This window comes from Aliiruegeria haliotis, from assembly GCF_003003255.1.
Taxonomy (GTDB): domain Bacteria; phylum Pseudomonadota; class Alphaproteobacteria; order Rhodobacterales; family Rhodobacteraceae; genus Tropicimonas; species Tropicimonas haliotis.
This window is the reverse complement of the sequence record NZ_PVTD01000001.1, coordinates 311,269-332,067: the sequence shown is the minus strand read 5'-3', so window position 1 is coordinate 332,067 and position 20,799 is coordinate 311,269. Positions and strand designations below refer to the sequence as shown.

Annotated in this window: 17 protein-coding genes, 1 pseudogene and 1 riboswitch; of the genes and pseudogenes, 2 read left to right on the top strand and 16 right to left on the bottom strand. The window is 67.6% G+C overall.

Going from position 1 to position 20,799, the window contains the following annotated elements:
* Positions 1-30: 30 nt before the first annotated feature.
* The 8 genes from cobO to CLV78_RS01435 all read right to left on the bottom strand — a co-directional run bounded on the left by cobO (position 31) and on the right by CLV78_RS01435 (position 9,659).
* Entirely contained in the window at positions 31-639 is a 609-nt protein-coding gene (cobO, locus tag CLV78_RS01470; RefSeq protein WP_106202996.1) for a cob(I)yrinic acid a,c-diamide adenosyltransferase, read from the bottom strand.
* The gene (locus CLV78_RS24840; RefSeq protein ID WP_106202995.1) at positions 636-1,538 is read right to left on the bottom strand and encodes a GNAT family N-acetyltransferase; all 903 of its coding nucleotides are present in this window, start codon (positions 1,536-1,538) and stop codon (positions 636-638) included. Before CLV78_RS24840 ends, cobO begins: the two co-directional genes overlap by 4 nt.
* Positions 1,535-2,161 carry a nucleotidyltransferase family protein gene (locus CLV78_RS01460; RefSeq protein ID WP_106202994.1) on the bottom strand — a complete coding sequence of 209 codons (627 nt, stop codon included), beginning with the start codon at positions 2,159-2,161 and terminating at the stop codon, positions 1,535-1,537. The genes CLV78_RS24840 and CLV78_RS01460 overlap by 4 nt, the downstream gene beginning before the upstream one ends.
* The gene (gene cobN / locus CLV78_RS01455) at positions 2,158-5,985 is read right to left on the bottom strand and encodes a cobaltochelatase subunit CobN (RefSeq protein ID WP_106202993.1); all 3,828 of its coding nucleotides are present in this window, start codon (positions 5,983-5,985) and stop codon (positions 2,158-2,160) included. Before cobN ends, CLV78_RS01460 begins: the two co-directional genes overlap by 4 nt.
* 1 nt (position 5,986) lies before the next feature.
* Positions 5,987-6,442, bottom strand: a complete 456-nt coding sequence (locus tag CLV78_RS01450) for a GNAT family N-acetyltransferase (RefSeq protein WP_106202992.1) — start codon at positions 6,440-6,442, stop codon at positions 5,987-5,989.
* The gene (gene cobW, locus CLV78_RS01445; RefSeq protein ID WP_106203710.1) at positions 6,439-7,515 is read right to left on the bottom strand and encodes a cobalamin biosynthesis protein CobW; all 1,077 of its coding nucleotides are present in this window, start codon (positions 7,513-7,515) and stop codon (positions 6,439-6,441) included. Before cobW ends, CLV78_RS01450 begins: the two co-directional genes overlap by 4 nt.
* A gap of 99 nt (positions 7,516-7,614) precedes the next feature.
* Positions 7,615-7,818, bottom strand: a riboswitch (cobalamin riboswitch).
* Complete coding sequence (locus CLV78_RS01440) at positions 7,813-8,574, bottom strand: cobalt-precorrin-6A reductase (RefSeq protein ID WP_106202991.1); 762 nt, start codon at positions 8,572-8,574, stop codon at positions 7,813-7,815. (Overlaps the previous riboswitch by 6 nt.)
* Complete coding sequence (locus CLV78_RS01435; protein ID WP_106202990.1) at positions 8,571-9,659, bottom strand: cobalt-precorrin-5B (C(1))-methyltransferase; 1,089 nt, start codon at positions 9,657-9,659, stop codon at positions 8,571-8,573. The genes CLV78_RS01440 and CLV78_RS01435 overlap by 4 nt, the downstream gene beginning before the upstream one ends.
* Before the next feature lie 96 nt (positions 9,660-9,755).
* On the opposite strand from CLV78_RS01435, the gene cobA reads away from it, so the two are divergent.
* Both cobA and CLV78_RS01425 read left to right on the top strand, forming a co-directional pair.
* The gene (gene cobA, locus CLV78_RS01430; protein ID WP_106203709.1) at positions 9,756-10,625 is read left to right on the top strand and encodes a uroporphyrinogen-III C-methyltransferase; all 870 of its coding nucleotides are present in this window, start codon (positions 9,756-9,758) and stop codon (positions 10,623-10,625) included.
* The gene (locus CLV78_RS01425; protein WP_106202989.1) at positions 10,625-11,914 is read left to right on the top strand and encodes a cobyrinic acid a,c-diamide synthase CobB; all 1,290 of its coding nucleotides are present in this window, start codon (positions 10,625-10,627) and stop codon (positions 11,912-11,914) included. Before cobA ends, CLV78_RS01425 begins: the two co-directional genes overlap by 1 nt.
* A gap of 116 nt (positions 11,915-12,030) precedes the next feature.
* Here CLV78_RS01425 and CLV78_RS01420 read toward each other — a convergent pair.
* The 8 genes and pseudogenes from CLV78_RS01420 to CLV78_RS01380 all read right to left on the bottom strand — a co-directional run bounded on the left by CLV78_RS01420 (position 12,031) and on the right by CLV78_RS01380 (position 20,659).
* Positions 12,031-12,867: pseudogene (locus CLV78_RS01420) on the bottom strand (IS5 family transposase).
* 74 nt (positions 12,868-12,941) lie between these two features.
* A complete protein-coding gene (locus tag CLV78_RS24705) occupies positions 12,942-13,943 on the bottom strand; it encodes a calcium-binding protein (protein WP_158263396.1) in 1,002 nt (333 codons plus the stop codon).
* Between the two features lie 425 nt (positions 13,944-14,368).
* A complete protein-coding gene (gene cobM / locus CLV78_RS01405) occupies positions 14,369-15,142 on the bottom strand; it encodes a precorrin-4 C(11)-methyltransferase (protein ID WP_106202987.1) in 774 nt (257 codons plus the stop codon).
* Complete coding sequence (gene cobJ, locus CLV78_RS01400; RefSeq protein ID WP_106202986.1) at positions 15,139-16,956, bottom strand: precorrin-3B C(17)-methyltransferase; 1,818 nt, start codon at positions 16,954-16,956, stop codon at positions 15,139-15,141. The genes cobM and cobJ overlap by 4 nt, the downstream gene beginning before the upstream one ends.
* A complete protein-coding gene (gene cobI / locus CLV78_RS01395) occupies positions 16,949-17,647 on the bottom strand; it encodes a precorrin-2 C(20)-methyltransferase (protein WP_106202985.1) in 699 nt (232 codons plus the stop codon). The genes cobJ and cobI overlap by 8 nt, the downstream gene beginning before the upstream one ends.
* Positions 17,644-18,840 carry a precorrin-6y C5,15-methyltransferase (decarboxylating) subunit CbiE gene (gene cbiE / locus CLV78_RS01390; RefSeq protein ID WP_106202984.1) on the bottom strand — a complete coding sequence of 399 codons (1,197 nt, stop codon included), beginning with the start codon at positions 18,838-18,840 and terminating at the stop codon, positions 17,644-17,646. The genes cobI and cbiE overlap by 4 nt, the downstream gene beginning before the upstream one ends.
* On the bottom strand, positions 18,837-19,556 hold the full coding sequence (locus tag CLV78_RS01385; protein ID WP_106202983.1) for a precorrin-8X methylmutase: 720 nt from the start codon (positions 19,554-19,556) through the stop codon (positions 18,837-18,839). Before CLV78_RS01385 ends, cbiE begins: the two co-directional genes overlap by 4 nt.
* Complete coding sequence (locus CLV78_RS01380; RefSeq protein WP_106202982.1) at positions 19,553-20,659, bottom strand: sirohydrochlorin chelatase; 1,107 nt, start codon at positions 20,657-20,659, stop codon at positions 19,553-19,555. The genes CLV78_RS01385 and CLV78_RS01380 overlap by 4 nt, the downstream gene beginning before the upstream one ends.
* Positions 20,660-20,799 lie beyond the last annotated feature (140 nt).

Genomic DNA, 20,799 nt, shown 5'->3' with positions numbered 1-20,799 from the left:
GCGCCCCGGGCCGGTCGTCAGGCGGCACGATCAGTACTCCACGCCTGCCTGCGCCTTGACCCCGGAACGGAACGGGTGCTTCAGCAGCTCCATCTCGGTTGCTAGGTCGGCGATCTCCAGCAACTCCTCCTTGGCATTGCGCCCGGTGAGGACGACATGGGTCATCTCCGGCTTCTGCTCCTTGAGGAAGGCGACCACCTCCGCCACGTCGATGTAGTCGTAGCGCAACGCGATGTTGATCTCGTCGAGCAGCACCATGCGGATCGCGGGATCCACGATCAGGTCCTTTGCCTTTTCCCATGCGGTCTGCGCCATCTCGATGTCGCGGGACTTGTCCTGCGTCTCCCAGGTGAACCCTTCGCCCATGGTGTAGAACTGGCAGGCGTCGGAGAAATGCGACTGGATCAGGCTGCGCTCGCCGGTCTCCATACCGCCCTTGATGAACTGCACCACGGCGCAGGGCATCTGGTGGGCGATGCAGCGGAAGATCATCCCGAAGGCGGCGGAGCTTTTGCCCTTCCCCTTGCCGGTATGGACGATGACGAGACCCTTTTCCTCGGTCTTCGTGGCCATGATCTTGTCACGGGCGGCTTTCTTCTTTGCCATCTTGGCGTTGTGGCGGTCGGTGTCGTCTGTCATTCGGGTTCTCCATCGTTGCCGCCCCCCGGATACCGCGGCAGGTCATCCGCGATGGTCAGCCAGGGCAGGTGTTCGGCGTGGTTGACATGGAAGTCTGGCGTGAAATCCGCCGGCGCGTCCAGTGCGGCGGCATGAAAGTGGATCTCGCCGGGGAATGCCTCGGCCTCGTAGGCCATTGGCGTGCCGCAGGTGGCGCAGAAATGGCGCCGCACGCCGGGGGTCGATTCGAACGTCGCCGGCGTCGCGCCGGTCCAGCGCCAGTGACCGTCGGGCACGCCCAGGTATGCGGTGACCGGCGCGGCGCAGGCCCGGCGGCAACTCTCGCAATGGCAATAGCCGGCCCAGGCCTGCGTGCCATCCGTCTGCCACCGAACCCGGCCGCAGAGGCAGTGCCCGCACCGCGGTCGGGCCGTCGCGGGTTTGACGGGCCGCGTGAAGGTCAGGCTGGTGGGGCGGTCATAGCCGGGATGGGCGGTGGCGTCGGTTCGGACAAAGCCGAGGCGGGCAAAGGCGGCGTGGTTCTCCGTCAGCTCCACGCGGGTTTTCAACACCAGCGAGGTCAGCCCGAGGGCGCGGGCATGCCCTTCGGCTGCTTCGAGAAGGCGGCGCGCAAGGCCACGGTTCCGATGCGAGTCGGCGACGGCGAGCTTGCTGAGATAGAGGTGATCCGGCGTCTCGCTCGCGAACAGGCACGCGATAGGGACCCCGTCCTCCTCGATACAGAACAGGATCTCGTCGCGGGCTTTCGCGGCAATGTCCTGCCAGCCCATCCGGTCCAGCGAGGACGGCGGGTCGATCAGACCCTCCATTCCGGCAAAGGCCGCTCGCAGAAGGTGCAGCACCGCCTCCGCGTCGCTGCGCCCGGGTGACGCGATGCGTTTGACCGCCGGCGCGGTCATGCCGAGGGCTCCGCCGGCCAGGGAACGAACTCCAATTCCGGCCAATGCGCCAACTGCCGCGCCGCTTTGGCCTCGTGTGTTGCCCGGTTGGGCAGCAGCGTGTTGGGCGTCAGCCGGAAGGCAAAGACATCCTGAAGCCCGTAGGGCGCATAGAGCGTCAGGCTGTCGTCCGACTCCAGCCGCAGGCCGATGGCATGGGTCCGGCTGGCAAAGCGATCAATCCCCTCGGCGGCCGACTGCAAGGCCGGATAGGGATGTCCGAAGTGGCGCTCGTACCAGAGGTGAACCCGCGCCTGGTTTCGGACCTCCACCGGGGGGGCACCCGGGATGGCCGCAGCAACCTCGCGTATAATGCCGTCTTCGGCGTCATAGCTGGTGTCGGGGTCGAAGTAGAAAAGGTCGATGTCCTTGACGCCGTGCATGTCCGGCCGGTCGGTCAACCAGTTCCACACGGTATTGTAGATGGCGCCCGAAACGATCCACCAGTCCGGCAGGTCCAGCGCCCGGGCCTTCGCCAGGACCCCGGCCATGCGGGGGGAGGCGCACACGGCGGTTTCGAGCGCCTGCCGCTGCGCCTCTGGCGATGCGCCCTTCAGGCGCAGGTGCCCGCCCTGTGCGCTCATCGCGACAGCTCTTCCAGCTGTGCGCGGGCGGAGTTCGAGCGCGGCACCCAGAGGCCACGGTCGATCGCCTCCTGGAACCGCTCCGCCATCTCCTGAAGCGCCGGGGCGTTCACCTCCTCGACGAAATTGCGAACCTCCTCGTCCTCCAGGTAGGCCTCGTAGACCAAGTCGAAATGGTGGTTGCGGACGGCGCCCGTGGTCGCGGCGAAGGCAAAGAGGTAGTCGACCGTGGCCGCCATCTCGAAGGCGCCCTTGTAGCCGTGGCGGCGAATCCCGGCGATCCACTTGGGGTTCACGGCGCGGGCGCGCACGACACGGGCGATTTCCTCGTCGAGGGTGCGGATCACCGGACGTTCCGGGCGGGAATGGTCGTTGTGGTAGATGCTGGGCGCTGCGCCGCGCAGGGTGGCGACGGTCGCCGCCATGCCGCCTTCGAACTGGTAGTAATCGTCGCTGTCGAGCAGGTCGTGTTCGCGGTTGTCCTGGTTCTGGACCACCGCCTCCACCTGCCCCAGCCGGTTGGCGAAATCGCCCTTCGCGGCCGTGCCCTCCGCCCCTTCGCCATAGGCGTAGCCGCCCCAGGTCAGGAAGGCATCGGCCAGGTCGGCGGTCTGGTGCCAGAGCTTTTCGTCGATCATCGCCTGAAGGCCGGCACCATAGGCGCCCGGCTTGGAGCCGAAGACACGGTAGGCGGCGCGGGCCTCGCCCATATCGGCAGCCTCCCGGCGAAAGCGGGCGGCCGCGGGGTTCTCGTGCTCCGGCTCGTCGAGCTGCATCACGGCGCGGGCCGCGCTGGCCACGAGGTCGATCTGGGCCGGGAAGGCATCCCGGAAGAAGCCGGACACCCTGAGCGTGACATCGACACGCGGGCGGCCAAGGGTGCTCGCGGGGAGGATCTCGAACCCGGTGACCCGGCCCGACATCTCGTCCCATGTGGGCTTCACCCCCATCAGGGCCAGCGCCTGCGCAATGTCGTCGCCGCCGGTCCGCATGTTGGCCGTGCCCCAGGCCGTGAGGGCCATGGCGCGCGGCCAGTCACCGTGGTCTTGCAGGTGGCGATCGATCAATAGGCCCGCCGAGGCCCAGCCCAGCTTCCAGGCGGCGCGGGTCGGGATTGCCCGGCTGTCGACGGAGAAGAAGTTGCGACCCGTGGGCAGCGTGTCGAGGCGACCCCGCGTCGGCGCCCCCGACGGCCCGGGCGGGACGAACCGGCCGTCAAGTGCCGCCAGAAGCGCCCCCATCTCACCGGCTCCGCAGGCCCGGAGCGTCGGACGCAGACGCGCCGCGATCATCGACACTACCGCATTGGAGGCTGGCCCCGGTGCCACTTCGGTGCCTTCGACAAGACATGTCGCGAGGATTTCGAGGCGCTCGACCGTATCGCCGGTGCTGCGCCATGGATCGAGGGATGCGCCATGCGAGGAATTGCGCTCTCCTTGCGGAGATCGCGGAGGGGTGGCGGGGGCGGGCGCGCAAAGCGCGCCCGCCCCCGCCACCCGGTCGCCTGCGCCAGCAGGCGAAACCGACTGTTCGAGGACTGCGGGACGGGGACCAGTCCAGGGCGCTCCCATGTTGCAGTCAAGCGGATCGAAGCCAAGCTCCAGATCCACCGCCATCGCCCGCAGGAGCGACGCGTCCTCCCCCGCTCCGCGATTCCGTGGCACCCGGGTCAGCGCGACGAGCAAATCGGTTTCCAGTCGGCCTTCCGGCGCTTCGCCAAAGATGTGAAGACCGTCGCGGATCTGGCTTTCCTTCAACTCACACAGGTAGGCATCGAGTTTCTGCAGTCGGCTGTCGACCTCGTCTCCGGCCGCAATCCCCGCATCTGCCCCGAGCCCGGTCGCATCCATCAGTGACAGGATCTCCTTGCGCAGGAACGCGATCCGGCGCGAATCCACACCGGCGGCCTGGTAGTACTCGTCCACCAGCACTTCCAGGTCCCGCAACGGGCCGTAAGTTTCGGCCCGGGTCAGGGGCGGCGTCAGGTGGTCGATGATGACCGCCTGGGCGCGGCGCTTGGCCTGCGTGCCCTCGCCGGGATCGTTCACGATGAACGGGTAGACATGGGGCAACGGACCCTGCGCGACCTCCGGAAAGCAACTCTCCGACAGGGCGACAGCCTTCCCGGGCAGCCACTCCATGTTTCCATGTTTCCCCATGTGAACAATGGCATGCGCCCCGAAGCTCGCACGAATCCAGAAATAGAACGCGAGATAATTGTGCGGCGGCACGAGGTCCGGCGCGTGGTATGTCTCCTCCGGGTCGATATTGTAGCCGCGCGCGGGCTGGATGCCGACAACCACGTTGCCATGCTCCAGAACCGACAGCGCGAAGGCACCGTCCTCACAGAACGGATCGGCCTCCGGCGCGCCCCAGCGATCCTCGATCTGCTGGCGGACGGCCAGCGGCAGGGCATCGTACTGGGCCCGGTAGTCCTCCAGCGCATAGCGCACACCGCCGTGGCGCTCGGCCCGGTCGGTCAGCCAGTTCGTCGGACCGGCCAGGATCGCGCGCATCAGCGCGTCCGAGCTTTCCGGCGGGTTTTCAACGCGGTATCCGGCATTCTTCAGGGCCGACATCACGTTGACCGTCGCAGCCGGCGTATCCAGTCCAACTCCGTTGGCCAGACGTCCATCCTTGTTGGGATAGTTCGCGAGCACCAGCGCGACACGACGATCCGGCCGCGCGACCCGCCCCAGCCGCGCCCAGTTGGCGGCCAGTTCCCCGACGAACTGCACCCGGTCGCTCCGTGCCCGATAGGCGGCGATGGCGCATTGCGTGGCCTCGTCGAAATAGGCTTCGGACTTGAAACTGATCGCGCGGGTCAGAACCCGCCCGTCCACTTCCGGAAGCGCGACGTTCATGGCGATGTCGCGGGCGGGCAGACCCCGGTCGGCCTCCTCCCATGCCGCCTCGGAACTGCCCGACAGCACGACCTGAAGCACCGGTGCCCCGGGCGCGTCGAGGACGGTCGCCTCCCGCCCGTTCACCCAGTTCGACGGATCGGGCGAGGACACGGCGAAGCTTGTCGCGTTCAGCACCACAGACGGCGGCGCAGCCTCGAACAGCCGCGTGACCGTGGCCGCGGAGACCGGGTCCTTCAGCGAGGCCACGAAAAGCGGCAGCGGGTTCAGGCCCCGACGGAGCAGCGCCTTGACCATCTGGTTGACCGGGTTCAGCCCCGCCCCCTGCAAAAGCGCACGATAGAACGTGATTGCCACCACCGGCGCGCCCTCGGTCCACTGCGCTTTCACCCCGGCGAGATCGCTCACCCCGTGCCCCGGCCAGTAGAGCCCGGCGCGCAGCAGCGGTTCGGCCTCCGGCGGGCGCAGGCCACGGCCGAGCATGTGCCCGGCCAGCGTCAGGAAGTTCTGCGCGTTCTGCGGCCCGCCCTCGACGCAATAGGCCCAGAGCGCCTGCCAGTCCTCGCGCGAAACGGTGGACAGTTCGAACAACTCCTCGTCCGGCTTGTCATCGCCGGGCAGCAGCGCGAGCTTCACACCGGCCGCCCGAAGCCGCGCCGAGAGCTGCTCCACCGCGTAGCTCCAGTAGGCCGCGCCCCCGAGAACCCGCGCGATCACCAGCTTCGAACGCTCCGCCGTGTCGCTGATGTAGCTGTCGACCGTGTAGGGATGCGACAGCCAGCCGAGGTTGGCCAGACGCAGCTCCGGCGCTTCCGGGCCGAGCACCTGCCGGGCCTCGGACAGGGCGGCGAGTTCGGTGTCGGCGGCAGAAAGGAAGATCACCTCCGCCGGGGTCTGGCCGGGATCGACCGGTTCACTGCCGTCGGAGACCTGCCCCGGCGTCGCCGCCAGAAGATGCATGTCAGAGTGCCTTTTCCATGAAGATCGAGTGCTCGCTTTCGGGGTAGTTTCCGAACCGCTCGCATTTGACAAAACCGTGCCGGTCATAGAGCCGGTGCGCGGCGTCGAGCCGGGTCCCGCTCTCCAGCCGCAGAAGCGTGTGCCCACGGTCGCGGGCTTCCGCCGTCAGGTGCTCCAGCAACCTGTCGGCAATGCCCATGCCGCGCGCATCCGGATCGACGAACAGCGACTTCACTTCGCCATAGCCGTCGCGGTCGGCCATGGCGACACAGCCGAGCGCCCGTCCGCCACGCTCCGCGACGTAGAAATGGATACCCGGCAGGGTCAGCCCCTCGATGGGCAGATAGTGGTTGGAATCGGCGGGAAACAGCGAATCCATCAGACCGTGGCTGGCCTCCAGAAGGCGCGTGGCGCCGGGATCCCGCGGGTTGCCGCGGCGGATCACGAGGTCGGTCATGCCGCGAGGGCCTTTTCGATGGCACTCCGATCAAGCCCGGCCTGCCCGATGACCACCAGCCGCGTTTCGCGGGGCTCAGTGGCGCCGAAGGGACGGTCGAAATAGCTGTCGATACGCGGGCCGACGGCCTGCACCGTCAACCGCATCGGCTTGCCGGACACGGCGGCAAAGCCTTTCAGCCGCAGGATGTCGTGGGCGCGGATCACATCGGCCACCTGCGCGGCAAAGGCGGTCGGATCGGCGATCTCCGGCCTGGTCACGACGAAACTCTCGAACTCGTCGTGGCCGTGGGCATGTTCGTGGTCGTGATCGTCATGATCGTCGTCGTCGTCATCGTGGTGATGATGGTGATGGTGCACCTCGTGGCGGCTCTCCATGTCATCCTCTGCGCCGATACCGAGGCCAAGCAGCACAGCCGCATCCACCGCGCCCATTTCCGAATGCAGAACCGAGACGCCCTTGCGCACCTCGCCACGCAGCTTGTCGGTCAGACTGGTCGCGGCGGCCGCGCCCAGCAGGTCGGCCTTGTTGACCACCACCATGTCGGCGCAGGCCAGCTGGTCCTCGAAGAGCTCCGACAGCGGGGTTTCATGGTCGATCGTGTCGTCGGCCTCCCGCTGCGCATCCACGGCGGCCTCGTTGGCGGCAAATCGGCCCTCGGACAGCGCGGGGCCATCCACAACCGCAACCACGCCATCCACCGTCACACGGGTCCGGATGTCGGGCCAGTTGAAGGCGCGCACCAGCGGCTGCGGCAGGGCGAGGCCGGAGGTCTCGATCACGATATGGTCGGGCGCCTCGTCCCGGTCGATCAGCTTCTGCATGGCGGGCAGGAAATCCTCGGCGACGGTGCAGCAGATGCAGCCATTCGACAGCTCCACCACGTCATCCTCGGCGCACCCCTCGATGCCGCACCCCTTCAGGATCTCGCCATCGACGCCCAGGTCCCCGAATTCATTGATGATCAGCGCGATCCGCTTGCCGTTCGCGTTCTCGATCAGGTGGCGGATGAGCGTGGTCTTGCCCGCGCCCAGAAAGCCGGTGACGACCGTTGCGGGGATCTTCTGTGCCATGTCCTGCGGCTCCTCTGCCTCGTGCGGGTGCGTGGGGTCGCGGGACGCCTGTCGGCTGCTGCGCCCGGAGCACCCCGCCCGGATCACATCCCGCACCGGCAGCGCCGGCGGCACGAGGCAGGTCTCCTGGCTCGCGGGTCACGGCGGGCACCGCCTTCCCGGCGCCCTCCGCGCCAGTGGCCTGGTGTGCCCGCTCTCCGCATACAGTCGCGGGGGCGGCTGCGGTTCGGACGGCTCTGCCGCGCCTCCCGCATTCCCTCTTGGCCCGGGCACGCCCCGGGAACCTCGTGCGGGCGGTTATGGGGCCGGGTTCGAAGAGGTGTCAAGCGCGAGCGTCGATGCAAGCCACGCGCGGGCCGCGTCGACGTCCGTTACAATGAGGGCGCCCTCGGGCAATGCGGGCCGCTCGATCATCACGACTGTCAGTCCAAGCGCCTGTGCGGCGGTCAGTTTGGTGCGTCCGGAGACGCCGCCGGAATTCTTGGTCACCAGGTGGGTGATCGCGTGTTCGCGCATCAGGGCAATTTCCTGCTCCTCGGAAAACGGCGGCCGGGCGCGCACCAGCCGGACATTCGCGGGCACCTCCGTGGCCTCGATGGCGCGCAGGAGAATCGGCAGGTCCGGGCGCAGCAGCGTCTCCGGGGCCGAGCCCTTGCCGGTGGACAGGAACGGGCGCGCGGTTTCCGGCAACGCGCAGAGCGCGGAGGCAATGTCGAAGTGATGTTCCCAGAGCGCGCCGAGGTCCGGCTGCCAGGGCGGACGTTGAAGATGCAGGAGCGACACGTCGGCGTCCTGCGTGGCCCAGGAAACATTCCGGCTGATCATCGCGGCGAAAGGATGGGTGGCGTCCACCACGGCGGCCACCTCGTTCGCGCGCAACCACTCGGCCAGCGCTTCGGGCCCGCCAAAGCCGCCGGTCCGGACCAGACCTGCCATGCCCCTCGGCGCGCGGGTCAGCCCGGCAAGCGAGATTGTCAGATCGATGCTCTCGGGGATTGCCGCGGCAAGCGCCCGCGCCTCGGCGGTGCCGCCCAGAAGGAGCACATGGGGTCGGGTCATGCCGTTCGCCCTCCGCCTGCGGGAGCCAGCGCCACGAGGTCGCCGGCCCGGTTGATCATCAGGATGTCGACCTCCACGCCGGCCTTCGCCACAACAGCCTGCGCCACGTCGCGGGCGCGCCCCGCAACCGCCTGCGCCAGCGGCAGCCCGACGATGCCAAGCGCCTGGTTGGCGGTGTTGCAGCCCGCGATCTCGGCCCGGTCGGCGCCGAGCGCCTCTGCCCAGTCGGCCAGTTGCTCAAAGTCCACCTGGCTGCGCGCCGAATGCAGATCCATCGCGCCCTGCGCCAGCTTGGTGAGCTTTCCGAAGCCCCCGGCGATGGTCAGCCGGTCCACGGGGTGCCGGACGAGGTATTTCAGCAACCCGCCCGCGAAATCCCCCATGTCGAGCATGGCGTGCACCGGAAGGTCGAAATGCGCCTGCGCGACCCGCTCCGATGTCGCGCCGGTCGCCCCTGCCACATGGGTCAGGCCAGCCGCCCGCGCAACATCGACGCCCCGGTGGATCGAGGCGATCCAGGCAGCGCAGGAGAAGGGCCGCACGATCCCGGTGGTACCGAGGATCGACAGCCCGCCAAGGATGCCAAGCCGCGGGTTCCACGTCTTTTCGGCCAGCGCGCGGCCGCCGTCCACGGCGATCTCGATCTCGAAATCGGCGGGAATGCCACGGCGCGTGGCGATCTCCTGCACCGCGCGGGTCATCATCTCCCTCGGGACGGGGTTGATTGCGGGCTCACCGACCGCGACCGGCAGGCCGGGGCGGGTCACCTTGCCCACGCCGTCGCCTGCGTGAAAGGTCACGCCGGCCCCCGCGCGGCCCGGACGGAGCGTTGCCACGATCGCCGCGCCGTGGGTGACATCCGGATCGTCACCCGCGTCCTTGATCACCACCGCACGCGCCCAGCCCTCCCCGGCGGCGGTTTCGTCGAGGTCGAAGGCGACCCGCTGCCCGCGCGGCAGATCGATCTCGACCGGGCTCACCCATTCGCCGGTGACCAACGCCCCGCAGGCCGCCGCCGTGGCGGCGGTGGCGCAGGCGCCGGTGGTGAAACCGGTGCGCAGGGGGCCTGTCGGTTTGCGTGTCATGTCCCCGGTATAGCCTGCGCGGCAATGACGCTACAGGCCCAAAGAGTGGTCCGGGACGTCTCGCCATTGCCGCGCGGCAGCGATAAGGTGCGCGCCATGACAGACACGACCCACGACCCGCTGCCCGCCCATGACTGGCCCGAGTTCCCGGCAGGCCTCGTCTGGCTCGTCGGCGCGGGCCCGGGCGAGCCCGGATTGCTGACCCTGCAAGCGCTGCATGCGATCCGCGAGGCGGACGTGATCGTGCATGACGCGCTGGTCGATCCGCGAATCCTCGACTGGCGCCGCCCCGAGACGGCGCTCGAATATGCCGGCAAGCGCGGCGGAAAGCCCTCGGCCAAGCAACGCGATATCTCGCTTCGGCTGATCGAATTGTCCCGCGCGGGACGGAAGGTCTGCCGGCTGAAGGGCGGCGACCCTTTCGTCTTTGGCCGCGGCGGCGAGGAGGCGCAGACGCTGGTGCAGGCGGGCGTGCCGATCCGCCTGACCCCCGGGATCAGCGCCGGGATCGGCGGGCTGGCCTTCGCGGGTATCCCGGTGACACATCGGGACGTGAACCAGGCGGTGACTTTCCTGACCGGGCATGACCAGACCGGTCTGGCGCCGTCGGCCATCGACTGGGCGTCCCTGGCGAAGGGCAGCCCGGTGATCGTCATGTACATGGCGATCAAGCACCTGGAGAAGATCACCGGCGCGCTGTTGGAGGCCGGTCGCGGCGCCGACGAACCCGTCGCCATCGTCTCCAACGCCACCCTGCCGGACATGCGCGTTCTCGAAACCACGCTGGGGGGCGCCGCGCGGGAGGCCGTGGCGGCGGAGATGCAAGCCCCGGCCATCGTCTGCCTGGGCCGGGTCGTGGCCATGCGGCAGGTCATCGACTGGATGTCCCAGCTTCGCGGCGAGCCGCCCCGCAACCTCGATCCCCTGGGCACCGGCCTTGCGCCCGGAGCGGCCTCGCAAGGCTGATGGGCGCGCGCGGGTTCGTGATCGCTGCGGCCTCATCGGGCGCCGGAAAGACGACGCTCACGCTGGGATTGTTGCGTGCGCTCCGGCAGCGCGGCGTGGATGTGCGCGCGGCCAAGAGCGGACCCGACTACATCGACCCCGCTTTCCACGAAGCCGCCTGCGGCCTGCCGTCCGTGAACCTCGATGCCTGGTCGATGTCGCCGGACACGCTCCGGGCGCGGGCGGCATCGCAGGGCGGCGCGTTGCTGGTGGTCGAGGGCGCAATGGGGGTGCTGGACGCGGGGCGCGACGGGCGCGGATCGGCGGCGGATCTGGCGCAGGTGCTCGGGCTGCCGGTCGTGCTGGTGCTGGACATCGCCAAGACAGGGCAATCCGCGGTGCTGGCAGCCGCCGGGCTGAAGGCGCTGCGCCCCGACCTGCCCCTTGCCGGCGTGATCCTGAACCGGGCCGGCACGCGCGCCCATGCAGAGATGGCATCCCGCCCCCTGCTGGCGGCCGGCATCCCGGTGCTCGGCGTGTTGAGCCGGAGCGCCGCGCTCGCGTTGCCGGAGCGGCACCTCGGGCTGGTGCAGGCCTCGGAGACGGAGGGGCTGGAGCAGTTTCTCGACGCGGCAGCTGCACAGGTTGCCGCCGGGCTGCGGATCACGGCATTGGCGGACGCCGCAGCCCCTCTGGCCCCGCCCGCCACGCCGCCGCGCCGCCTGCCCCCGCCGGGCCAGCGGATCGCGGTCGCGCGCGACACCGCCTTCACCTTCGCCTACCCGCATCTGCTGGACGACTGGCGGGCGCAGGGTGCGCAGATCCTGCCGTTCTCCCCGCTGGAAGATCGCGGCCCCGACCCGCTGGCCGACGCGATCTACCTGCCGGGCGGATATCCGGAACTGCACGCCGGGCGGCTGGCGCAGGCCCACAAGTTCCAGGGGTTGACCCGGCGCGCGGCGGACCGGGGCGTGCTGATCTACGGTGAATGCGGTGGCTACATGACCCTCGGCGAGGGGCTGATCGACGCAGAGGGGCGCCGGCACGAGATGCTCGGCCTGTTGCCGCTGGTCACCTCCTTCGCGACACGGAAACTGTCGCTTGGATACCGATGCCTGACCCCGCTGGCCGGGGCACCATGGACGGGGCCCCTGCGCGCGCATGAATTCCACTACGCGACCATCGTCGAGGAAGGCGCCGCGGATCGGCTCTTCGCAGCCACGGACGCCACCGGGGCTGCGGTGCCGCCGATGGGCCTGCGGATCGGGCGGATTTCAGGATCCTACGCGCATGTGGTGGCACCGGGGTGAGGTAGGTGGTCGCGATCCGGCGCCAGCGCTCATGCGAAAGGCACCACCGGGCAATCGGGCAGACAGCCATTTCGGCGACATGTCTCCACTACCGTCCGGCGGCCAAGGTTCAGGACTCATGGCCAATAGATGACGATTGCGGCGAGTGCCATTGCCGAGAGGAAGGCCATTGGACATCTGTCGTATCAGGTTGCCACGCGTCTCCAGTCCTTCAGTCTGCCGAACATGATCTCGATGCAGTTGCGTCGTTTGTATCGGCGCTTGTCGTACTTCACATTTTCTTGCGCTGCTTTCGATCGGGGATACACGCGCGTATCCCTTTGTCCTTCAATGCTTCTCGGAACCAATCGGCGTCATGACCGCGATCCCCGAGGAGCCATTCCACTTTCGGCTAGCTGCTGAGCGACGCCCGCGCCCCGATGTAGTCGCTGACCTGTCCGGCAGTGACAAACAGGTTGAGGGGGCGTCCCTGGCTATCGTAGATTGCGTGCGGCTTGGCCCCTCTCGGTGATTGTTCCAATCACCTGCCGGTCAATGGCTCACTCCGCCCTTGGTTCGGCCTATCAGACGTCCATACCCCCGTTCGTCGGGAAATTGATCCCCCGGATCAATCTCTGGTCCTCCCTACTTCACGCCCATACTGGTCGCGGTGCGGTGTGCCTTCAGATAGGTGGCGTCGATCATCACAGCCATCTCTTCGCTGTGTTCGGCAGCCAGCCCGACCATCATCTGGGCGAAGGTGCCCGTGTCACTCCAGCGCTCCAACGGTTGAAAAGCGTCTTGTGAGGGTCGTGTTCCTTCGGCGCGTCCCGCCAGCGCAAGCCATTGCGGTTGATGAAGATAATCCCGCTCACCACACGCCGATCATCGACGCGCGGCTTGCCGTGGGACTTCGGGAGATAGGGCTCAGGACGCGCCAACTGCGCATCTGTCAGCCAGAAGATATCAGACATGTTCACAGCTCGATTTTCGAACGATGAATCACGCAGCTCATCCAAAATCAACGGGTCCTGACCCTAGCAATAAGTCAAAAGAGGAAATCGTCGGCGGACAGTTCCTGCGGCGTGACCGCTTTCAAAAAGACAGTCTTTCCGAAAGCATCTTCAATCTCGGTACCGCCACCTTTCGGCTCGAGGTGGTTTGCCTTCAGGTCCTTGAAATTCCGTATGCCTGCGCTCGCTCTCAGGTTGAGCACCTCGCCGGCAACATCCGGACTGAAGTCCAGGATCCTGTCGCCCCCGGCGCTGAAGACAAACACATCCGGGCCCTTGCCGCCCTTCAGCACGTCCCTGCCGGGGCCGCCGTTCAGCCGGTCCGCACCGCCGCCTCCGAAAAGCATGTCGATTCCACCGTTTCCTTTGAGCGTGTCGCTCCCAAGTCCACCGAACAACTCGTCGTTGCCGATGCCCCCCAGAATCCGATCGTCGCCGCTGCCTCCGAACAACCCGTCGGCGCCGACGCCGCCCTTCACGATGTCATCGCCGCGCTTGGCATAGACGATGTCCTTTCCACCCTTCGCACTCAGCCGGTCATTCGCTGACGTCCCGAGGATCTTGTCCGAACCGTTCGTTCCGGAGTACGGGTCGAACTCCACCCTGAGCGTGAGCATCTGGCCATAAAAAATCGATCTACCCAGACCGTCGCGCACGTAGTTGATGATGATCGTGTCATTTGACCATTCGATCATGCTTTTGTCCCAGTCCGCATCGGTCCGCCCAGCGACGATTTTCACTGATTGAATATCTTTCAGGACATTTTTGTGATCCTCGATGACCCAGGCATTGTAGTCGCCGTTCGAGGCGGTGATGGTCTCCAGAAACTCGATGCGAATTTCATTCCGCGTAACGTCCCATTTCTCATCAATTCCATTCTGTTCGAGAAACAGGAAGTCGTCAGGTCCGCGCTCAGGGCGGACCAAGTAAGGGCCGAAAATGACCGAATCCAGATCAGGATGAACACCGGTGACCTTCAATGATTTTCCGTAGAAACCCATTTCACTTCTCTCTGAAGAAACCCAATTGCTTTGCATCAATGCATGTCGACAAGCATACTCGTTTCCCGAAATCTCTCAAAACAAGAGCGGGCGGAGGCTCCCCGACATCGCCCCAATCAACCGCCAGACAGCCGCGTCGCGGAAATCGTCTGACCGGCCTGAATTGGTAGTTTCTCTCCGATGTCACACACGAAAGGGCGACATGGTTCCAAGAAGTCGCCGGAGACCGGGCCTCTCAGCGGTCGTTCCGGGCCGCTGGCAGCTTGCCGCGTCGATCAGGAAAACAATTGGCGTCGCGTGGACCAATTGCAGCGGCACCGCGTCCTATCTCCGGATCGCGATAGCGATGCTCCGACCCGGCATTGAGCGCGAGCAACTGGCGAGGTTGGCGGACCGACCGAAGGCGCGGCCCATTCACAGGGAGCGATAATGGAACGGTAGATCACCTGCCGGAGGCCGGCTCAACTGGCCCTTTCGGTGCGCTTCGGGCGCAGGACATGCGGCATCTCGGGATCGTAGAGCGCCGAATCCGGGAACGCGTGATCCTTGAACACGTGGCCCACCAGCACCAGCGCCGTCCGGGTGAGTTTCGCCTTCCGCACCTTCTCGCGGATATCGCTCAGCGTGCCGCGAACATACATCTCGTCCGGCCAGCCGACGCGATAGGCCACGATCACCGGGCAATCCGCCCCGTAGAGCGGCGAGAGCTGGCGTTCGATTTCCAGCAGGTTGCGCACCGACAGGTGGATCGCCAGCGTCGCACCGGAGGCGCCCAGCGTGGCAAGGTCCTCGCCCTCCGGCATGCCCGTGGACTTCATCGCGGTGCGGGTCAGGATGACCGTCTGCGCAACCTCCGGCACCGTCAGCTCCTGCCCGATCCCGGCGGCCGCCGCGCAATAGGCGGGCACGCCCGGCGTGATGTCATAGGAAATGCCGAGCGCCTTCAGCCGCCGCACCTGCTCCGCGATCGCGCCATAGAGTGACGGGTCGCCGGAATGCACCCGGGCCACGTCCTGCCCGAGGGCATGGGCCGCAGCGATCTCCTCCATGATCTGGTCGAGCGTCAGCGGCGCTGTGTCGATGACCTTCGCGCCTTCGGGCGCGCCGGCCACGACGGCCTCCGGCACCAGCGACCCCGCATAGAGGCAAACCGGACAGGACGCGATCAGCCGCTGCGCCTTGACCGTGATCAGCTCCGGATCGCCGGGCCCGGCGCCTATGAAATGAACCGTCATGCTGTGTCTCCGTCGATGCGCCTGGCATAGCCGCGCGGGGTGTAGATCCATGCGCCACCGGCCCCGGCGGCGATGTCGCCGGACGTGATGCGGCGAGATGCGGAGGACCCGATGAGGACAATGGTCATCATGTCCACCTCGTCCACGTCCAGATCGGCGAGGCGGCGCAGCCGGAGGTGTTCCTCGGGCCGGCCAAGCGAGGTGGCCAGCAGGACCGGGGTGTCCGCGGGGCGGTGTTTCAGCAGGATTTCCCGCGCCTCGGCCAGCAGTGTGCGCCGGCGGCGGGAGACAGGGTTGTAGAAGGCGATCACGAAATCCCCCTCTGCCGCCGCATGCAGGCGCTGCACGATCGCCTCGCGCGGGGTCAGTAGGTCGGAGAGCGAAATGGCGCAGAAATCATGCCCCAGCAGCGCACCGGCCCGCGCGGAGGCCGCCTGCAACGCCGAGATCCCCGGCACATGGGTCAGGGCCACACGCTTTGCCGCCGCCGACACGCCGCCATTGTCGGCGTCCCGGTCCAGAAGCTCCATCACCAGCGCGCCCATGGCATAGATCCCGCCGTCGCCGGAACAGATCAGCGCCACGCGACGTCCCTCCCCGGCGGCTTCGAGAGCATAGCGGCAGCGCGCCTCCTCCTCGCCCAACGCGAAATCGCGGCGCATCCGGCCACGTGCCTCGGGGCCGAGGAGGTCGATGTAGAAACCGTAGCCCACGAGCTCGTCGGCCTCCGCGATGAGCCGGGTGGCCTCCGGCGTGCGCCACTCTGTCTGGCCCGGCCCAATGCCGATCACGGCCAGCTGACCGCGCGGGCTACCCGCGGCGCCGTCTCCGCCGGAGCAGGCGATGGCGCAGGTTGCGTTGGCGGTCTTGGCCTTCCCAGCCACGAGCACGCCATCCGGCCCGGCGGCCGCAAGCGCCGCACCTTCCGCGACCCCGTGGCAGCCCACCTCGGCAAAGACGACGTCGGAGGGATTGGCCAGCCGTGCGGCTTCCTGTTCCAGCCGTTCGGCCGTGTGGAACCGCGCGGGCACGTTCAGGTGACAGGCGACGGCATGAATTGCGGCCTCGTCGGCCTTGAGGTCGATGGAATGAACCGCCTCGACCTCCCCGGCGGAGAGCCCCGCCTCCGCCAGTTGCTGCCCCACCAGCCCGATGACCTCGTCGGGGTCGCAGCCGCGCGCGCAGCCGACGCCAACCACGAACCGCTGGCGCCGGTAGATCAGCGGCGGCGCCCCCGCAACGGAGAGCACGACCGGCGCGTCAGGGTCTGTCGGCAGGGCGTCGACGGCCCCGGAAGCGATCAGGGGCGCCAGCCATGGCGCATCGCCGGAAAGCTGGCCGCGGGTGCCGGAGAGCAATGCTGCCATCACCGGCTTGGCGTCCGCCGGGGTGTCGAGCGTCCAGCCCGCCGGCGGCTCGTCCAGCGCAACCCCGAGAGAGACATCGCCAGCGGTGGTGACCGCCGCGCCAGCCTCCAGCGCGGTCGCGATCCGTCGCGCGAGCGCATTGGCACCACGATGCCCGCCAAGCAGCGGCACCACGGCGGATCCGTCCTCTGCCAGTGCCAGCACCGGCGGCTCCCGCCACTTGTCGCCCAGAAGCGGGGCAAGGGTGCGGATCAGGATCCCCGCCGAGGCGATCCCGACGATGGGATGCCCCGCAAGGAAGAGCCCGCGCAGATGCTCCCCCACCGCATCGAAATCACGCCCGCGGATGTCGAGCCGGGCGCCCGCGGCATCCGCCACCTTCTGGCCCAGCGGCGCAGCGGTGGGCAGGATACAGACCACGACCGGCGGCAATGTCGCCTCAGACATGGGCATCCTTCCCGGGCACGATGATCATCGAGAAATAGGGCGCGGTTTCCGGCGCCTCCGACAACGGGCAGACGTTCTGGTTGGGCAGGCTGGCGTGGGACACGAAGCGCGCCCGCTCCGTCATGCCAAGCCGGTCGAGCACCGCGCGGGTTTTCCCGAAATGACGGCCCAGCTTCATGATTGCGGCGGCATTGGCATCGGCAAGGTGGCGCTCCAGCTCGCTTTCCTCCAGTGTCGCGGGCAGCACGGTCAGCACCTCCTCCCGTGCGATCAGCGGCTGGCTTGCCGCCGCCGTGACCGCACCGAGCGAACTGACGCCGGGCACGATCTCCGTAGGGAAACGATCCGAGAGGCGGGAGAACAGGTACATGAAGGAGCCGTAGAAGAACGGATCGCCCTCGCAGAGCACGACCACGTCCTGTCCCGCCTCCAGCGCCTGCGCGATCTCCGTCGCGGCGGAATCATAGACTTCCTGTGCGGGAAACCTCTCCGACCGCATCGGGATCACGATGGCGATCTCCGTCGCGCCGTCGGGCATGTACTCCGCCACGATGGCCCGGGCGAAGCTTTCGCCGGTGTCGGGCGCGGGATAGGCGATGACACCAGCGGACCGGATCAGCCGGTGCGCCTTGAGCGTCAAGAGCTCCGGATCGCCGGGGCCAACGCCCAGGCCGTAAAGGGTTCCACTCATTTCGTGAGGCTCCACTGGGTAACGGGCATCATGGGTTTCCAGCCGCGATAGGGACCAACCTCGCTGGCGCGGGATACCGCGATGCGGATCAGGTCCCCGCCGTGGCGGTCATGCAATGCCGCCAGCAGGGCTTCGGATTCGAGCGTCACGGCGTTTGCCACCAGACGCCCATGTGCGGGCAGCCGCGCCAGGATCCTGTCGGCCAGATCCTCGGACAGGCCCCCGCCGATAAAGACGGCATCGGGATCGGACAGGTCATCGAGACCGTCGGGCAAGGTCGCCTTGCGCAGATCGAGGCGCGGCGCGCCGAGGCGCACGGAATTGGCGGCGGCGGTCGCGAGCCGGGACGCGGAACGGTCGATCCCGGTGGCCGTCATGTCGCGCGCGGCCCTCATCCATTCGATGGCAACCGACCCGCAGCCAATTCCGATATCCCACAGGTGCTGCCCGCGACGCGGCGCCAGCCGGGAGAGCGTCAGGGCGCGGACCTCCCGTTTGGTCATCTTGCCGTCATGGACGAAGGCATCGTCCGGAAGGCCGGTGCGCGGCGGCACGATTGCGCCCGGCTCGCCGATGCAATCGACCGCCAGCACGTGGAAATCGGGGGCCCGGTCACGCCATTGCGCGGCCGTTCCGTCGATCCGTTTCTCCTGCGGGCCGCCGAGGTTTGCAAGCACCGTCAACCGGCTCGGCCCCATGCCGAGACCGGTCAGAAGCTCGCCGATCTTGCGCGGGCTGCCGCCGTCCTGCGTGAGCATCAGCAGCCGCTGACCGGGAAAGAAGAAAGGAATGGCCTGTTCGGCCGGGCGACCGTGGATGGTCAGCGTTTCCAGGTCCGCAATGCTCCATTTCATCCGCACAGCGGCGTGCTGGAAGGAGGAGAGTTGCGGGTAGTAGGTGATTTCATCGGGCGAGAAGTGGCGCTGGAACAGCGCGCCGACGGAATACCACAGCGGGTCGCCGGTCACGAGCACCGCGACGCGGCGGTCGCGCCAGGTGCCGATTTCCGCCGCCAGTTCCCGGAACGGCGAAGGCCAGCGGATACGCTCGGCGCTCAGGTGCGGCACCAGCTCGTGGTGACGCGGACCGGCGACAACGACCTCGGCGGCCTCAAGACGGGCACGCGCCGCGGCACCGAGCCCCCCCCAGCCTTCGTCTCCCATGCCGATCACGTCCAGCCAGGGCTCTTTCATGTTCCATCTCCTCCCAGCCCAAGGGTTAGTGCGTTGACCGCCGCGGCCGCCATGGCGGATCCTCCGCGCCGACCCAGCAGGGTGACGTATGGCACGCCATGGGGCAGCTCCGCCAGCGCCTGCTTGCTTTCCGCGGCGCCAACGAACCCGACGGGAAACCCGAGGATCAGGGCCGGTCTGGGCCAGCCTGCCTCAAGGCGCTCAAGCAGGTGAAACAGCGCCGTGGGCGCGTTGCCGATGGCGACGATCGCACCGGCGAGATCATCGCGCCAAAGCTCCACGGCCGCCGCCGACCGGGTGGTGGAGAGCGTCCGGGCAAGCTCCGGCACGGCGGTATCGTTCAGCGTCACGCGCGTCCGGACGCCGTCGGGAAGGGCGCGGGCGATGATGCCGCGCCCCACCATCTCCGCGTCGCAGAGGATGGTACAGGGTGGCCGGCCATGATCGTCGGCCATGCCCGCCGATCCAGCCACCGGCGCCGCGCGGTCGCCCGCGTCGCCTGTGGCTCCTCGCTGCAACGCCGCCCGCCCGGCGGCCACCGCCCCGTCGGAAAACCGCAGGTCCTCGACGACATCCACCATTCCGCAGGCGTGGATCAGTCGGATCGCCAGCGGTCGCATCTCTGCCGGAAGCGCATCCAGACGCGCCTCCGCCTCTATGGTTGCGAAACTCTGTGCGTAGATCGCCCTGGGATCCCGCTCGTAGTCCAGCGTCATTCCGGTTTCAGGTGTTTGCGAACGCTTTCCGGGCCCATCGGGTGATCGGCATGGGGATAGGGAGGGTGATGATGGTCGTGCCCGTGTTCGTGATCGTGCGAATGGGCGTGGTCGTGCCCGTGGTGGTGATGGTGGTGGTCATGCCCGGTATCGAGCCTGCAGGCCCCGGTACAGAACGTGTCGCAGAGCGCGCAATCCTCGACGTTGGAGCCCGGAGCGCTCGCCCCCTGCCCCTCCACGTGGTGGTGATGGCTCTCCTGCGGCATGCCGACCTCGGCCTCGAACCCCAGCACCTGCGTGCGGTATTTGCAGAGGCCGCAATTCATGGCGTTGTTGCCGTCGAGGATCTCCGTGATCCGTTCGGCAAAGGTGGCCAGAACCATCGGGTGATCGTTGAGATAACCGGCCTTCACCCACTGCGCCTCGGTGTGATTGGCCGCCACCATGTCGGTGAAGCCGTAGATCCGGTCGATCAGCACCCCGGTGAACAGGAAATAGGGAAAGACGATGTAGCGTTTGAAACCCAGCTTCGCGGCCTGTTCCAGCGCCGGTTCCACCAGCGGGAAGGTGACGCCGGAATAGCCGACCTCGCACCATCCGAAGCCATGCCCTTCCCAGAGCATCCGCGCAACCTTGGACACGTTGGCATTGGCATCCGGGTCGGAGGCGCCACGGCCGATGACCACGAGGCAGGTTTCATGCGCGGGCACCGCACCATGCTCGGCATCCGCCTGTGCAACCGCCTCAGCGATGCGGTCGGACGCGGCCTTGATCATCTTCGGATCGACGCCGAGATCCCGGCCGTAATCCACCTGTATCCCGTGCTCCGCCCCGTAGGCATTCAGAACCGACGGGATATCGTTCTTGGCGTGCATCGCGGCGAAGAGCATGCCCGGCACCGCCAGGATGCGGTCGCAACCGGCGTTGCGAAGGTTGTCGAGCCCGAGCCGGATCACCGGGTTGGCGAACTCCAGGTAGCCGTAGTCGACAATCCAGTCATCGGGCAGCAGCGCGGGCAGTTTCTCCGCCAGCACGGCGAATTCGTCCACCGCCGCCTGGGAGCGCGAGCCGTGCCCGCAGATCATCACGCCGATCTTGCTCATCGCGCGCCCTCCGGGAAAAGGACATTCAGGATTCGGGTCATGGCGTGGCTCCCTTGCTTCGCTGAACCGCGGCAATACGGGGCCGGTACGGGCACCGCAAGGCCCCGCCGCGACGATGATCTGCCGCGCCCCCTGTCTGG

Excerpts from the sequence above, each read along its gene's own strand:
- CLV78_RS01380 (WP_106202982.1), bottom strand. The coding sequence starts at position 20,659 with ATGAGCAAGATCGGCGTGATGATCTGCGGGCACGGCTCGCGCTCCCAG.
- cobI (WP_106202985.1), bottom strand. The coding sequence starts at position 17,647 with ATGAGTGGAACCCTTTACGGCCTGGGCGTTGGCCCCGGCGATCCGGAG.
- cbiE (WP_106202984.1), bottom strand. The coding sequence starts at position 18,840 with ATGAAAGAGCCCTGGCTGGACGTGATCGGCATGGGAGACGAAGGCTGG.
- CLV78_RS24840 (WP_106202995.1), bottom strand. The coding sequence starts at position 1,538 with ATGACCGCGCCGGCGGTCAAACGCATCGCGTCACCCGGGCGCAGCGAC.
- CLV78_RS01435 (WP_106202990.1), bottom strand. The coding sequence starts at position 9,659 with ATGACACGCAAACCGACAGGCCCCCTGCGCACCGGTTTCACCACCGGC.
- CLV78_RS01385 (WP_106202983.1), bottom strand. The coding sequence starts at position 19,556 with ATGACGCTGGACTACGAGCGGGATCCCAGGGCGATCTACGCACAGAGT.
- cobW (WP_106203710.1), bottom strand. The coding sequence starts at position 7,515 with ATGGCACAGAAGATCCCCGCAACGGTCGTCACCGGCTTTCTGGGCGCG.
- cobA (WP_106203709.1), top strand. The coding sequence starts at position 9,756 with ATGACAGACACGACCCACGACCCGCTGCCCGCCCATGACTGGCCCGAG.
- cobN (WP_106202993.1), bottom strand. The coding sequence starts at position 5,985 with ATGCATCTTCTGGCGGCGACGCCGGGGCAGGTCTCCGACGGCAGTGAA.
- CLV78_RS01425 (WP_106202989.1), top strand. The coding sequence starts at position 10,625 with ATGGGCGCGCGCGGGTTCGTGATCGCTGCGGCCTCATCGGGCGCCGGA.
- cobM (WP_106202987.1), bottom strand. The coding sequence starts at position 15,142 with ATGACGGTTCATTTCATAGGCGCCGGGCCCGGCGATCCGGAGCTGATC.
- CLV78_RS01450 (WP_106202992.1), bottom strand. The coding sequence starts at position 6,442 with ATGACCGACCTCGTGATCCGCCGCGGCAACCCGCGGGATCCCGGCGCC.
- CLV78_RS01440 (WP_106202991.1), bottom strand. The coding sequence starts at position 8,574 with ATGACCCGACCCCATGTGCTCCTTCTGGGCGGCACCGCCGAGGCGCGG.
- cobO (WP_106202996.1), bottom strand. The coding sequence starts at position 639 with ATGACAGACGACACCGACCGCCACAACGCCAAGATGGCAAAGAAGAAA.
- cobJ (WP_106202986.1), bottom strand. The coding sequence starts at position 16,956 with ATGTCTGAGGCGACATTGCCGCCGGTCGTGGTCTGTATCCTGCCCACC.
- CLV78_RS01460 (WP_106202994.1), bottom strand. The coding sequence starts at position 2,161 with ATGAGCGCACAGGGCGGGCACCTGCGCCTGAAGGGCGCATCGCCAGAG.
- CLV78_RS24705 (WP_158263396.1), bottom strand. The coding sequence starts at position 13,943 with ATGCAAAGCAATTGGGTTTCTTCAGAGAGAAGTGAAATGGGTTTCTAC.